We start from the raw sequence: 12,687 nt of genomic DNA, 5'->3' as shown, positions 1-12,687 counted from the left end.
GCCAGAGGCGCCCGGGGGGCGGCGCCCACGCCGCACTCGGGCGCCCCACCGAATCGGGCTGTCGTACCCGGCCCCCCGTCTGCGGCCGATCTCGTCCGTGAGACATGCCTAAGGCCGGGACCGCGATGATGGAGCCAGCCGTAATGCGCGCGGATTCGACGATCAGGACAGCAGCCGATGGTTCATACGCCCTTCGGGGACGCTGCGCTGGGCGTTCGCGCTCCGGCGTCATGGTCGTTCGAAGTTCTGGCGGAGCGTCCCAATCGCCTTACCGAGGTCGGTCTCGATGCCGTCGGGTTGTTGGAGCCCGTTGTCGAACAGTAGCTGGACGAACGGCCGGTTCTCCGGGCGGCCCGCGGTGGCGAAGTACGCCTGCAGGCCAGGCGCGAACTCCTCGTTCGCCGGCAGGGTGGCCGCATCGACAAGTCCCTTGATGCCGGCGACGGCCACCCTGTCGAAGCCCGCGATACGGCGTGCGAACGCGTCGGTGAAAGCCTCGATCTCGGCGTCCGGGACAACTCGATTCACGTAGCCGTACTCGGCTGCCAGGCCGGCCGGCATGTCATCGCCGCCGAGCAGGATCTCCAGTGCGCGCCCGCGACCGACCAGGCGCCCCAGCCGCGACATGGCGCCACCTCCCGGAACGCTGCCCACGCCGACTTCGAACTGGCCCAGGACAGCGCTTTCGGAGGCGAAGCGGATGTCCGTTGAGAGCACGAATTCGCTGCCCGCGCCGCGGGTGCGTCCGCGGATCTCCGAGATCGTGGCCACGGGCAGCTTGCTCAACCGGACGAAGTTGTCCAGGTACGGGTGGAGGCCCGTTGGTCCAGGCGGCATCCCGGCCACACGGGCGGAGTCGGACAGGAAGTCCCAGTGCGCGATGAAGTAACCCGGCTTGTCACTGCGGAAGACCACGACCGTGAGTTCCGGCTCATCCTCGATACGCCCGATGAGCTCGCCAAGCTGCTCGATGGTGTCCGGATCCATCAGGTTCACCGGACCATTGTCGAAAGTCACCCGCCAGTAGGATCGGGTCACCTTACTTACGTGGAACTGTTCTGCGGTACTCATGAAACGCTCCTTGTCGATTTCCCGCAGCGGCGGTCGGTCGGCGTCCGGATCGCCGAATGAGGCGCGAGAACGGTCGGTAAGGCGCTGGGCATCCTGGCCTCGACCGGTCTGCGGCATGGTCGTCTGCGGATCGCCTGAGACCGTTCGCCGGCGCCCCGTACTCCGGCCGGTCGGAAGGTTCGCCGGAGATGCCCTCGGTGTCGACGCCGAAACACCGGCATCATCGGGTTCTCGTCCGTCGCAGGCCTGGCCGCCGGTTGCTTGATCGGGCGGACGAGGACGGGAGCCGCCGCCAGGATTTTCAGGCCGCGGCCAGAGCGAAGACGAGAAGCCTGTCCTGGGGTCTGAGGTGCTGCACCACCAGCCTCGCACCGACCATCGGCAGCGAGACGCCGGTGTGGCAGGCGGTGATGTCGCCAGAGCACCGGCTCGATCGTCCGGGTCGGAGGTGGAGATCACGATGGTCAGGCTGCAGCGCAGCCTGGTCGCGGACGCCAGTGCCCGCGACCAGGAACAGCGCCAACCTCGGCGGTGACACCCACACCAGGGCCAACGCGATGGCGAGGAGAGCAAGGAAGACGATGAACGGCCATGTGAACCCGTACGAGATTCGTCAAGGGCAGGGAGGGGTGTTGAAATGTTCGGTGAGGTCGTCGAGGCAGGCTTCGAGGCCTTGTAGGTCGGTGAACTCATAGTGGGTACTGGTGCTGGCTCCTGTGGTGAGGTCGGCGATGTCGAGTTCCGTCTCGCCAGTGGTCCAGACGGTGAGCTGAGCGGCCGTGTGGGTGTTAAGCGCATGAACCTCCCGTCGCCCCGCCTGCATCGATCTCCGGCTACCGGCTTGGACGACTCGTCGGCGGGTCCGCCATCAGCGACACGCTCGTCCTCTCGCCGTCGAGCAAAAGCAACTCGCCGCGCAGCGGCGGTCGAAGGGCTGTGGGCATGCTGCACGACCCGCCGAAATCGGGAAGGAGAGAAGGAACGCTGCGTGGTCCGGCCGGACCGAGAACTGACCGCGTGATCTGCATACGGGAGGAATCATGACCATCGCATCGTCCGACGCCGCCCAGCGTCCGCCCGAGCTCACCGGGCAGACCGTCGTCGTGATCGGAGGCAGCGGCGGCATCGGGCTCGAGACCGCCCGCCGCGCCCGTGCCGAGGGCGCGGCCGTCATCATGACCGGCCGCGACCCCGACCGCCTCGAGCGGGCGGCGGCCGACGTGGGCGCGCTGGACAGCGCGGCCTTCGACGCGACCGATCCGGACGCCCTCGCGCGGTTCTTCGGAACCCTGCCCGAGACGATCGACCACGTGATGGTCACGGCCGGTGGCCCCTACTACGCGCCCCTGGCCGACCTCGACCGCGAGCGGGCGCATCGCGATTTCGACGGACACGTGTGGCTGGCCGTCGCCGTCGCCCAGCATGCCGTCGGCCGGGTGCGCCCCGGCGGCACCCTGCTGTTCATGGGCGGCACCGGCGGCCGAAGCCGAGGGCCCGGCCTGTCGCTCATCGCGGCGGGCACCGCCGCACTGCCCGCCCTGATCGCCAACCTGGCGGTCGAGGTCGCACCGATCAGGGTCAACCTCATCGCGGCCGGTTTCGTCGACACCCCGCTATCGGCCGAACTGCTCGGCGACGACCTCGAAGCGCGCCGCGACCAGCTCCGCGCGACGCTCCCGATCGAACGCGTGGTCGGACCCGCCGACGTCGCCGCCCTCGCCGTGCATCTCATGGCCAACACCGCGCTCACCGGCGCCACGTACGACATCGACGGCGGCCAGCAGCTCATCCACCGAACCTGATCACGCCGATCATGCCGGTCCCGAAAGTTCCCACCAGGCGCCAGTCACACAACTCGCGCGTGTATCGAGGGTGCGAGCCGACTAAATCTCTATAGTCGAGGCTTTGCGGTTCTTTAACGTGAATTAACGGTTTCTAGCGGCTTGCAGGGCGAGTGTGGGTATCAGGGCCCGGTGCCCCGGCGAGAGGGGAGGCAGCGTGGACATGAAACTGGAGGTCGTCGTGGTGCCCGTCGCCGACGCCGACCGCGCGAAGGACTTCTACAAGGGGCTCGGCTGGCGGGAGGACGCCGACGTCACCACCGGCGAGGACTTCCGGGTGGTGCAGATGACGCCGCCGGGGTCCCCGTGCTCCATCATCTTCGGAACCGGCGTCACCTCGGATGCACCGGGCTCGGCGCACGGCCTGCACCTGGTGGTGGACGACATCGAGGCCGCGCGAGCCGAAATGGTCCGGCGCGGCGTGAAAGTCAGCGAGGTATTCCACGACGCCGGCGGCGTCTTCCACCACGCCGGGACCCGGGCCCGGGTGGCCGGGCCGGACCCCGAGCGCGCGAGCTACGGCTCGTTCGCCTCCTTCGACGATCCGGACGAGGATTTTTGGTTCAGTTCCTACGCGGTCACCGGAAAGGGTGGTGCGACAAGAACCGGACGACGACGGAGGACTGACGATGAAGACGATGTCCCGCTTCTCTGAATCGGCTCAGCGGAGGAGGGAGCGGCCGACCGCCCCCCTACCCCGGAACGCGAGGGGCCCTGATATCCCGGACGCCGGATATGTCATGGAGGAGATCGCCGACGGCGTCTTCTGGCTCAGCGACGGCCAGTACGGGAACATGTTCGTCGTCCATGACGAAGGGGTCATCGTGGTCGACTCGCCCCCGACGCTTGGGCACGACATCCTGCGCGCCATCAAGCGGGTGACCGACAAGCCCATGACACACGTGATCTACAGCCACGAGCACGGCGACCATGTGGGCGGCATGTCGATCTACCCCGACTCCGTCCCGCGCTACGCCCAGCGCATCGTCGCTCAGCGGCTGGAGGCTCTGGCCGACCCGGATCGGCCCCTCCCCACCGAGGTCTTCGACCACACCCTCACCATCGAGGGCCGGGGCCCATGTCATCCATCTGGACTACCCCGGCCCCAACCACACCGAGGGGAACAGTCTGGTCTATCTCCCGAACCAGCGGGTCGTGATGCTGGTCGACGTCATCTTCCCCGGCTGGGTGCCGTTCTCGAACCTGGCGCTGTCGGCCGACCTGCCCGGGGTGTTCGCCCTGTACGACAAGGTCCTCGGATACGACTTCGACCAGCTCGTCGGCGGCCATGTCAACCGCCCGGGGACGCCGGAGGACGTGCGCACCCAGATCGAGTACATGAACGACCTGCGCGCCACCACCGAGGCGGCGCTCTCGAGCGTGGACCTCGAAGCGGTCATGGCGCCGGTCGACCCCGAGAACGCCTGGGCCGTCTTCCGCGCCTACCTGGACGCGGTGTCGGCACAGGCGGCCGACGACATCGTCCCCCGGTGGCTGGACCGCCTGGGCGGCGCGGACGTGTTCACGCTGCCCAACGCGTGGGCGATGGCCGAGTCACTGCGGCTCGACTACAACTCACTCGGCCCGTTCAGCATCAAGCCTTGAGTACCCAGCGCTCAGTCGGCTTCGCACCATTGTTGATCAAGTACAGTACAGGCCGCCCCTTGCGGGCGGGTTGGCCGGTCTGGCGATCGGCGCTGATTCTGGGACTCGGCCTTACCGTGGGATTCATCTCCTTCCAGTATGCCATTCGCATGCTGCCCTTCGGGCTCGTGCTGACGGCATTCTATGTCGGAGGCCCGATGCTGCTCGTCACCATCGAGATCCTGAGGTCCCGCCGATGGCGGGACCTGGCGTGGCCGGCGGCGGGTTTCAGCGGTGTGATCGTGCTCACGCCCTCCTGGGAAGGCGAGATCAACTACTGGGGATTCGTTGTCGTCGCGGTTTTGGCGACGAACTTCCTGGTCGTAATGAAAATGATGTCCAGTATCAAGAGAAGCGAGATCACCGCCTGCATGACTTTGGCAAGAATTCCTACGTCCAACTGGTGATCTCCGACGTCCACGCCGGCCTGGTCGAGGCGATCGGCTCCACCTTGCCCGGCGCGGGCTGGCAGCGGTGCCGCACGCACTGAAGCCGTAGGGATCGTCCTGAAGATCGTGTGGGTGGGGTGGTGACCCTGAAGGCTCAGGCCGTTGCCCCCACCCGGGGAGATCATCTGCGAGCGACGACGAGCGGTCGGGCGGGCTGGATGTCCGGCCCGCCGCCGAGATGATCGAGCAGGCCTGGCCCAGGGATGTCGCCGGTAGGCCCGGACGGACTGTTGCCCTAGTGCCATCAAGACGGTGCTGCAGCCGCGCGCCGGAAGCGGAGATGCCCGAGCATCTGGGCCATGAACGGGCAATACCTTTACATTGTAGATCACTACATTGGCGCTCTCTGCTCTGTACTGCTCTCCGCGAGAAGAGCGGGAGCGTAGGCAAAGGCCGCTGGTATCCAGCGCTGCTTCTCGTCGGTCATGCCGGAGCGGGGGCGGTGAGGACAGCATTGGCCCGATGGCCGGCCGGTTCCACCAGCGGACATCGCCGCCGTCGCAGGTGACGACGGTGCCGCCGGGATGCACGGTGGTGGTGACGGCCTCGCGGGTCTTGGCGAGGCAGCGGACGCCCGTTCGAGCACGGCGACCGGCGGGTCTGCACCCAGCAGGACGTCCGGGCATGCGCGCATGCCCGCAAAGCCGGAGCCGGTGAAGGCCGCGCCGTACCAGCAGGGCCTTCCCCGGGACGGGTCAGACGGTTCGACATTGCAGCAGCGACGCCTCCAGACGATCCAGGTGACCTGCTACCACGCAGGGCCCCCTGCACACCGGCCCGTTGGGCATGCCGCGAGGCAGACTCCGGCCCACCCCGGCTTGTGGTTCCTGAGCGGACATGCGGCGGGCACTGAGCCCGACTTCGACTGCGCAGGGTGACTGGTAGCACGGTCTTCTTGTGGCCTCGTTCGCGGTGGGAGAAGGATGATCTCCCAAATTCCTCCCACCGGGCCACCAGTGGCCGCCCCCGGAGTCCAAGAAGCCGCCCTGCGGGAGCGAGGCCGCGCACTGCTGGACCGAAACCCGTGACCTCTTCGGAGCTGCGACAACGCCAAAGAGGCCTGCTCATCGTCCGAGCAAGCCTCTGACCTGGCAAAACGTGGGCGATACTGGGTTCGAACCAGTGGCCTCTTCGGTGTGAAGCAAAGCAGGCAAGTCGATCTAGGTCGATCCGAGTCGAGCGGGGAGCCTCTCACCTGCACGAATGCCCTGACTAAGTCACGCTGGGTCCATCGGAGCCTGACTGCGGTGGCTCCCGAAACTGGCTCCCATGTTTTCCTAGCTGAGCGAGAAGGCTTATGGCGCTGAGTTCGCGTTGCCGCAGCTCCGACTGGGTGGGCACCCGTTCCGTGTCCGACAGCCAAGGTCAACTTATAAGCACGTTGTCGACACGCCCGATCGGTTTGACCGATGCCGGTGCTTGTCCTGCGCCTCGAAGACGGGTGAGGGGCATGGTCGTTGCGGGCGCGTGCCCGCCGGGCACGAAACGGTCGGTGCCCAGCCGCCGGACGAGGTCATGCAAGCCAGGGTTCAGGTTCGCGTGGCCCGTTTAGCCAGAGACACGAGGGTCGTGCGCCAGAACCGATCTACCACGGGAACCGGTCCAGGTCGCGGCAAAGCGCTCGGGTGCCGGTGTCGATGCCATACTTCTTGAGGATCTACCAACGGTAAAGGCGGCCAATTTTACGCCGACTACAAAAGCAACTTGCCGAGTACGGTACGGGTAGACGCAAAGCGCACGCCGCCCTCTCCTGATTGCTTTTATCGCTCCCACCTGAAACTAGCCAACCTGGTCGACATGACACACAGCCTTATACTCGAATGCACGCTTGCCCGCCAGGCCTGACCGACGATCCTCGCCGCGTACGAAGGCGCCACGATCTTGGCAGGGCGATTTGCAGGCTCCGCGTAAAACCGTCATCTGAACTGCCAGGAACAGGACCTTCGACGAGTCTTACCCTCCCAGCACAGAACCACTTTTCCTGCCTGAACGGTCACACTCCACATCGCTAGCCGATGAAAGCCCCAGACTAACGCCCGCACGGTGGCTGGTTTCGGCTTCAGGTCGTCCAGACAGTCGAAGTACCGCCGCCGACTATGCGGCCTCGTTTGATGGTGGTTCGGCGGCCGGGGGCGTTCCGGAGCACGTCGCTGAGGCGGGTGGCCGAGAACAGCACCAGGTCCGCGACGGCCCCCACCTGCATGCCTTCGGCCGGTGCGCCGACATAGTGGGCCGCGTTCACCGTCACCATGTCGAAGACCTGCCTGAGTTGCCGGTCCGACCACATGCGGGCGGCGATGGCGGTCACCATGGCGACCTCCGCCGGATCAAGGCGGCCGAACGGGAACCACATGTCGTTCATGTTGTCGCCTCCGGCGGCGACGGTGACGCCATGGGCGAGCAGCGACCTGAGACGGGCCACTCCCCTGCCTGGCGGGCGGGGGGAGTCCCCCACCAGCAGCAGGTTGCCCATCGGGCAGACGCAGACGGCGATCCCGGCGGCGAGCACTGCTTCGACGACCTCGGTGGCGGTCGTTTCGTCGTAGGCGTCCAGGGCGCAGCAGTGGCCGGCTCGGACGCGGCCGGCGAGGCTGGCGTCGATGGTTCTGCGCGCGAGTTCCTCCAGGTCGCGCTGGGCGGGGTCGTAGCTGTAGTCGCAGTGGACGTCGAGGTCCGCGCCGGTCTCCGCGGCCAGTTCGACGAGCAGGTCGAGGTGCCGGAGCCGGTCTTGGGGCTCTTCAACGTCGGGCGCCCCGCCGAGCACGTCGGCGCCTGAGGTCAGGGCTTCGCGGAGGAGCCGTAGTGCTCCGGGGTCGCGGACGATGCTCTCCTGGGGGAACGCCACGAGCTGGATGTCGATCAGGTCGCGGTGGCGGTCCCGAAGGTCGGCCATGACGCCGAGGGCCGACAGTCCCCCCACCGGGTCGACGTCGACATGGGCGCGCAACGTTCCCACCCCGTGGCCGACGGCGAGCCGGATCGCGGTGGTCGCGCGGTCCCTCAGCCTCTCGGGGGTGTAGCGGGCTTTGACGTGACGGGTGCGCTCAAGCGCGGCGTCCAGTGGATGGTCATGATCGCTCGGGGGCAGGTTCGGGTGTGTGAGCGCCTTGTCCATGTGGAAATGGGGTTCGACGAAGGCGGGCGTCAGAAGCCCGCCCTCCGCGTCGATGATCTCCACGGTCGGCGGGGCCGGGAGGTCGCCGACCGCGGCGATCCGCCCGCCGGCCAGGTGGACGTCGACCGGGGCGGTCGAGTCGAGCAGGCGGGCGCCGCGGATCAGCAGCGGTTCAGGTTCCGGTCGCATCGGACTGTTCCTGCCCGGTGCCGAACCCGTCCAGAGCGCTGCGCTCCTCCAGGGTCGTCAGCTCCTCGAACAGTGTGATCTGCACGCCGCCGGGCGCGTCCAGGCGGGCGTTGAGCGACTGCCAGGGCGTGACGGTGGGTGGAGCGACGGGTTCGGCGCCCGCGTCCAGCAGCCGGTCGTTGACCGAGCGGGTGTCGCCGACCTCGAACGCGACCCTGAACTTCGGCGCCACCTGCCGGCCGACCTCCACTTCGTCGATGAGCCGCTTCTGCGCCGGGTTGGCGATCTCGAGCGTGGCCCGGCCGGCGTCCAGGATCACGACCTGGGCGTCGCCCTCGCCGGAGAAGGCGGCCTGCTCGGGGAGGCCGAGCGCGTCGCGGAAGAAGGCGACGGCGGCCTCGTAGTCCTCCGCCTCGATCACGAGACGCAGTTGGCGGACGGTGAGGGCGTCGTCTCCATCGGCGGTCATGGCAACTCCTCTGCTTCGGGGTGTGCGGACGTCATGCCGACAAGGCCTCGGCCCAGGGTGGCGGGGTCCCTGGGCGCCCACCGGCCGTGGGTGACCTTGTCCAGGAAGTCGTCGAGCACCGCGTTGAACGCCGCGGGCTCTTCCAGGTTGAGGGTGTGGCCGGTACGCGGCAGCACCGCGAGGGCGGCCCTGGGGATGGTCCGCTTGAGCATGACCTTGACGTCGAGGCAACCGTCGTCCTCGTCGCCGACGACCAGCAGGACGGGGGTCCGCACCGCCGCCAGGCGATCGCGCAGGTCGTACAGCGAGGGACGTTCGGCAAGAACCTGGGAGAACGTCAGCGACATACCGACCGGGTCGCGTCCGGCGAGCCGTTCGCCGAACGAACGCCATCCGTCGGGGTCCTTGAGCCGGTACTGCACACGCGTGGGGCCGTTCTGGTAGGCGTCCGCGGCGGCCCGCACGTCCTCTCGGAACATTCGGGCGGCCGTGCGCGCCTCTTCGGTGAACCCGGTCCGCTGGTGCGGCGCCGAGCCGTAGCCTGCCCCGGCCACCGTCGCGCTGAGGCAGCGTTCCGGGCGCTGCAGCATCAGGTGGACGGCACAGAAGCCACCCATCGAGAGACCTACGACGTGGGCGGCGTCGAAGCCGAGCCCGTCCAGGACGGCGATCGCGTCCTGGACGGCGATGTGCTGCCCGTAGCTGTCCGGGGCGGCTGGGACGTCAGACGGCGGGTAGCCGCGCGCGTTGTAACGGACGCAGGTGTACCGGTCGGCGAAATGCGCCACCTGCGCGCGCCAGTCGTGCAGGTCACCGGCCACCTCGTGCAGGAAGAGCAGGGGCGGGCCGGCCCCTTCCACCTCGACCGCCAGGCGAGTGCCGTCAGGGGTCGTCACGGTGGTCATTCCGGCGCCTCCCCGGCCCGGGTGCCCTTGAGCGCGGCCCATGCCGGCCACACATGCCGCATGAGCTGGAACGCCAGCGCGGTGACGGGCATGGGGAAGTCGCCGCCGTCCGCTTCGCGCTGCACCGACCGCATGTCCTTCAGGAGGATGTCGAGGTCCTCGCCGGGCACGTAATGCTCCCACCAGGGCTTGACGCGCCGCCAGTTGTCCACGACCCAGCTGCCGCCCACGCTGACCGAGAGCATCTCCATCAACTGGTCTTCACCGACGCCGAACTCGTCGGCCAGCCGGATCGCCTCGTACACGCCCATCATGTTGACGCCAAAGGTGAGCTGCACGGCGAGCTTGGCCGCCTGAGCGGTGCCCACCTCCTCGCCGACATGGAAGATGTTGCGGCCCATGAGGTCCAGGAGGGGGCGAAGCCGCCCGAACACCTCGGGTGCGGCCGACACCATCAGCGTCAGTGCGCCCGCCTCGGCGCCCCAGGGTCCCCCGGACATGGTCGCGTCGACGGCGGTCACGCCGTGTCCGCCGAGTTCGGCCGCCAGCGCACGCATCGTGGACGGGTCGAGGGTGCTTGCCACGACGACGGTGAGCGGGCGGCCCTCCCGGACGACACCATGCTCGCCGAGCAGGACCTCGCGGGTCTGCGCGGCGTCCCGGACCACGGACAGGATCACGCCAGAGGACGCCCTGGCCGCCTCCCGGGGGGAGTCGACCAGCCGGACGCCCGCCTCGACGGCCTTCTCGCGGCGTTCCGGTGAGGGATCGTATCCGTGTACTTCGTGGCCGCCCTTGACGAGGTTGCCGGCCATTCCGAGCCCCATCGCGCCGAGGCCGATGAAGCCGATGCTTTCCGTCATGTCCGCTGCGCTCCCTGGGGTGCGAGGCCGGTGGCGGCCGCCGGCAGGTCGACGACCAGCACCGAATCGGCCGCCGCGGGCAGTTCGCGGGCCAACTCGGCGTGCCGGGGGTTTCGAAGGTAGGCGTCGCGGGCGCGCTCGCCGGGGAAGGCGACGGCGAGCCCGGTCGTGTAGCCGCCGCCGAACGGCTCGATGCTCACGTCGGGGCCGGCGTAGACGTCGCCGGCGCCCAGTTCGGCGGCGAGCGCGGCGAGCCGGGAGGTGAGGGCGTCTGCCCGTGACTCCTGTCCGTCCCGGGGCCTGACGAGCACAATGTGCACGAGGCTCATCGGGCCGGCTCCGCTCTGGTGAACGGGCTCACGCGGGGTTCTCCGCGGAACTGCACCGTCTTGTACTCGGTGAACTCCCGCATCCCCTCCTCGCCGCCCTCGCGTCCGAAGCCGGACGCCTTCACGCCGCCGAACGCCAGCGCCGGTGACCCGTCGCTGGCGGTGTTCACCCAGACGGTGCCGGCCTGCAACTCGCCGCTGACCGCGAAAGCACGGTCGAGGTCCCTGGTCCACAGGGACTGGGCGAGGCCGTACTCACTGGCGTTCGCCAGCTCGACGGCCTCCCGGTCGGTGCCGAACGTCGTCACCGACAGGACCGGCCCGAAGATCTCCTTCTGGAACACCGGGGACTCGCGGTCCACGGAGGCGAGCACGGTCGGCTGGTAGAAGGCGCCCTCCGCCAGTTCGGGATCGTCGGGTGCACTCCCGCCGGTCAGGACCTTCCCGCCGGCCTCGACCCCGGCGAGCACGGCCGCGTGGACCCGGTCCCGGTGCTCGTGGTGGATGAGTGCCCCGATGTCGGCCCGAGGGTCGTCCGGCATCCCCACCCGCAGCGCGGACGCGCGGGCGGCGACGGCGGCGGTGAAGTCGTCGGCCACGGTCTCGTCCACGAGCAGCCGCGAGCTGGCGACGCACGACTCCCCCTGGTTGGCGAAGGCGGCGAAGACGATGCCGTCGGCCGCCGCTTCCAGGTCGGCGTCGGCGAAGACCACGTTGCCGGTCTTGCCGCCCAGCTCCAGCCCGACCCGCGTGAGGGAGTCGGCGGCCGCGCGCATCACCTCCCGGCCGACCCGCGTTGACCCGGTGAACGAGACGTAGGAGACCAGGGGGTGGGTCACCATGGGGAGCCCGGCGCCGGGCCCGGTGCCGGTGACCACGTTCACCACGCCGGGCGGGAAGCCCGCGTCCTCGCAGCGGGCGGCGATCTCCAGCGCGCTGCCGGAGGTGAACTCCGACGGCTTGACCACCAGGGTGCATCCGGCGGCGAGGGCGTAGGGAAGCTTCTGCAGGAGCACGAGTGCCGGGAAGTTCCACGGGATGATCAACGCGGCGACCCCCACCGGTTCCCGGGTCGCGAGCGCGGTGTACGCGGGTGCCAGGCCGGTGTAGGCCTCGCCCTTGGACGTGCGGGCGAGCGCCGCGGCCTGCCGGACGTGCGCGATGCCGAGATCGATGTCGCCGCGCGCGAACGCCAGCGGCTTTCCGACCTCCTCGGAGTCGAGAGCGGCGAGCCGGTCGGCGTCGTGTGCCAGGAGGGCGGCCAGGTTCTCCAGGAGCCCGGCCCGGGCCATAGCGGGGGTGCGTCGCCACTGCTCGGACGCGAACGCCCGGGCGGCGGCGCAGGCGGCGGCGTCCACGTCGTCCGCCGTGCCGGCAGCGTAGTGGGCCACCACCCTGTTCGAGGCCGGGGCGCGTCGCTCCAGGAGCGGGCCGTCGACCCGCTCTCCGGCGATGTGGTGGCCGTGGACGCGGACGGCGGTGTCACGGGAGCTCATCGGCTCAGCTCCACGATCTCGCTGCCCGCGATGTGCGGGACCTGGCCCCGGCCGGCCCCGACGACCGCCTGCCATTCGGGATCCTCGCGGAACGCCGTCCATCGGGTCTCCCGGTCGTGCTCGTCGGCGAACTCCAGGACGTAGACGAGCTGCTCCCCCTTGGTCAGCCGCCGCAGCCAGGGGCCGTGCGCGGTGATTCCGTGCTTGGCGAACAGGGGCAGGCTGGTGCCGACGAACTGGTCGAGCAGCGCCTCGGTGTGGCCGGGCGTGATGGTGTAGTAGCGCAGTTCTGCGATCATGTGGCCTCCTCGTCGGA

Annotated in this window: 13 protein-coding genes and 2 pseudogenes; 6 read left to right on the top strand and 9 right to left on the bottom strand. The window is 68.9% G+C overall.

Annotation, left to right across the window (positions count from 1 at the left end; genetic code table 11):
* Window positions 1–228 precede the first annotated feature (228 nt).
* Window positions 229–1,188: an enoyl-CoA hydratase/isomerase family protein gene (locus BJY14_RS39260; protein WP_218905789.1), complete on the bottom strand. Its 960-nt coding sequence runs from the start codon at window positions 1,186–1,188 to the stop codon at window positions 229–231.
* A gap of 496 nt (window positions 1,189–1,684) precedes the next feature.
* Entirely contained in the window at window positions 1,685–1,894 is a 210-nt protein-coding gene (locus BJY14_RS39255; protein WP_179848221.1) for an immunity protein TriTu family protein, read from the bottom strand.
* A gap of 217 nt (window positions 1,895–2,111) precedes the next feature.
* Between BJY14_RS39255 and BJY14_RS39250 the strand changes: the two genes are divergently transcribed.
* From BJY14_RS39250 to BJY14_RS39235, 6 genes and pseudogenes are all read left to right on the top strand, one after another.
* A complete protein-coding gene (locus BJY14_RS39250; protein WP_179848220.1) occupies window positions 2,112–2,873 on the top strand; it encodes an SDR family oxidoreductase in 762 nt (253 codons plus the stop codon).
* 220 nt (window positions 2,874–3,093) lie between these two features.
* Entirely contained in the window at window positions 3,094–3,567 is a 474-nt protein-coding gene (locus BJY14_RS39245) for a VOC family protein (protein ID WP_312879648.1), read from the top strand.
* Window positions 3,542–3,796 (top strand): annotated as a pseudogene (locus BJY14_RS47905) (hypothetical protein); the annotation flags it as partial. The gene BJY14_RS39245 and the pseudogene BJY14_RS47905, both read left to right, overlap by 26 nt.
* A 274-nt stretch (window positions 3,797–4,070) precedes the next feature.
* Window positions 4,071–4,517, top strand: coding sequence for an MBL fold metallo-hydrolase (locus BJY14_RS46090; protein ID WP_246396277.1), 447 nt, complete (start codon window positions 4,071–4,073; stop codon window positions 4,515–4,517).
* A complete protein-coding gene (locus tag BJY14_RS46085) occupies window positions 4,514–4,963 on the top strand; it encodes a DMT family transporter (protein WP_246397881.1) in 450 nt (149 codons plus the stop codon). The genes BJY14_RS46090 and BJY14_RS46085 overlap by 4 nt, the downstream gene beginning before the upstream one ends.
* Window positions 4,945–5,043 (top strand): annotated as a pseudogene (locus tag BJY14_RS39235) (transposase); the annotation flags it as partial. The gene BJY14_RS46085 and the pseudogene BJY14_RS39235, both read left to right, overlap by 19 nt.
* Before the next feature lie 2,021 nt (window positions 5,044–7,064).
* Here BJY14_RS39235 and BJY14_RS39230 read toward each other — a convergent pair.
* Genes BJY14_RS39230 through BJY14_RS39200 form a run of 7 tightly spaced genes read right to left on the bottom strand, consistent with a single transcriptional unit; the run spans window position 7,065 to window position 12,670 of the window.
* Window positions 7,065–8,309 (bottom strand): amidohydrolase family protein, encoded by a 1,245-nt coding sequence (locus tag BJY14_RS39230; RefSeq protein WP_179848218.1) that lies wholly within the window; start codon window positions 8,307–8,309, stop codon window positions 7,065–7,067.
* On the bottom strand, window positions 8,293–8,778 hold the full coding sequence (locus BJY14_RS39225) for a VOC family protein (protein ID WP_179848217.1): 486 nt from the start codon (window positions 8,776–8,778) through the stop codon (window positions 8,293–8,295). The genes BJY14_RS39230 and BJY14_RS39225 overlap by 17 nt, the downstream gene beginning before the upstream one ends.
* On the bottom strand, window positions 8,775–9,683 hold the full coding sequence (locus tag BJY14_RS39220) for an alpha/beta fold hydrolase (protein ID WP_179848216.1): 909 nt from the start codon (window positions 9,681–9,683) through the stop codon (window positions 8,775–8,777). The genes BJY14_RS39225 and BJY14_RS39220 overlap by 4 nt, the downstream gene beginning before the upstream one ends.
* Complete coding sequence (locus BJY14_RS39215; protein ID WP_179848215.1) at window positions 9,680–10,546, bottom strand: NAD(P)-dependent oxidoreductase; 867 nt, start codon at window positions 10,544–10,546, stop codon at window positions 9,680–9,682. The genes BJY14_RS39220 and BJY14_RS39215 overlap by 4 nt, the downstream gene beginning before the upstream one ends.
* Window positions 10,543–10,875: a Dabb family protein gene (locus tag BJY14_RS39210; RefSeq protein ID WP_179848214.1), complete on the bottom strand. Its 333-nt coding sequence runs from the start codon at window positions 10,873–10,875 to the stop codon at window positions 10,543–10,545. The genes BJY14_RS39215 and BJY14_RS39210 overlap by 4 nt, the downstream gene beginning before the upstream one ends.
* Entirely contained in the window at window positions 10,872–12,371 is a 1,500-nt protein-coding gene (locus tag BJY14_RS39205) for an aldehyde dehydrogenase family protein (protein ID WP_179848213.1), read from the bottom strand. Before BJY14_RS39205 ends, BJY14_RS39210 begins: the two co-directional genes overlap by 4 nt.
* Window positions 12,368–12,670 (bottom strand): NIPSNAP family protein, encoded by a 303-nt coding sequence (locus tag BJY14_RS39200; RefSeq protein ID WP_179848212.1) that lies wholly within the window; start codon window positions 12,668–12,670, stop codon window positions 12,368–12,370. Before BJY14_RS39200 ends, BJY14_RS39205 begins: the two co-directional genes overlap by 4 nt.
* Window positions 12,671–12,687: the final 17 nt, after the last annotated feature.

It is taken from the genome of Actinomadura luteofluorescens, assembly GCF_013409365.1.
In the GTDB taxonomy this organism is placed as follows: Bacteria; Actinomycetota; Actinomycetes; order Streptosporangiales; family Streptosporangiaceae; genus Spirillospora; species Spirillospora luteofluorescens.
The sequence above is the reverse complement of the archived record's forward strand: the minus strand, read 5'-3'. Positions and strand labels throughout refer to the sequence as shown.

What these genes read in the sequence shown, in the direction of transcription:
- BJY14_RS39260 (WP_218905789.1), bottom strand. Translation starts at nt 1,188, where the DNA reads ATGCCGCAGACCGGTCGAGGCCAGGATGCCCAGCGCCTTACCGACCGT.
- BJY14_RS39255 (WP_179848221.1), bottom strand. Translation starts at nt 1,894, where the DNA reads ATGCAGGCGGGGCGACGGGAGGTTCATGCGCTTAACACCCACACGGCC.
- BJY14_RS39250 (WP_179848220.1), top strand. Translation starts at nt 2,112, where the DNA reads ATGACCATCGCATCGTCCGACGCCGCCCAGCGTCCGCCCGAGCTCACC.
- BJY14_RS46090 (WP_246396277.1), top strand. Translation starts at nt 4,071, where the DNA reads ATGCTGGTCGACGTCATCTTCCCCGGCTGGGTGCCGTTCTCGAACCTG.
- BJY14_RS39230 (WP_179848218.1), bottom strand. Translation starts at nt 8,309, where the DNA reads ATGCGACCGGAACCTGAACCGCTGCTGATCCGCGGCGCCCGCCTGCTC.
- BJY14_RS39225 (WP_179848217.1), bottom strand. Translation starts at nt 8,778, where the DNA reads ATGACCGCCGATGGAGACGACGCCCTCACCGTCCGCCAACTGCGTCTC.
- BJY14_RS39220 (WP_179848216.1), bottom strand. Translation starts at nt 9,683, where the DNA reads ATGACCACCGTGACGACCCCTGACGGCACTCGCCTGGCGGTCGAGGTG.
- BJY14_RS39215 (WP_179848215.1), bottom strand. Translation starts at nt 10,546, where the DNA reads ATGACGGAAAGCATCGGCTTCATCGGCCTCGGCGCGATGGGGCTCGGA.
- BJY14_RS39210 (WP_179848214.1), bottom strand. Translation starts at nt 10,875, where the DNA reads ATGAGCCTCGTGCACATTGTGCTCGTCAGGCCCCGGGACGGACAGGAG.
- BJY14_RS39205 (WP_179848213.1), bottom strand. Translation starts at nt 12,371, where the DNA reads ATGAGCTCCCGTGACACCGCCGTCCGCGTCCACGGCCACCACATCGCC.
- BJY14_RS39200 (WP_179848212.1), bottom strand. Translation starts at nt 12,670, where the DNA reads ATGATCGCAGAACTGCGCTACTACACCATCACGCCCGGCCACACCGAG.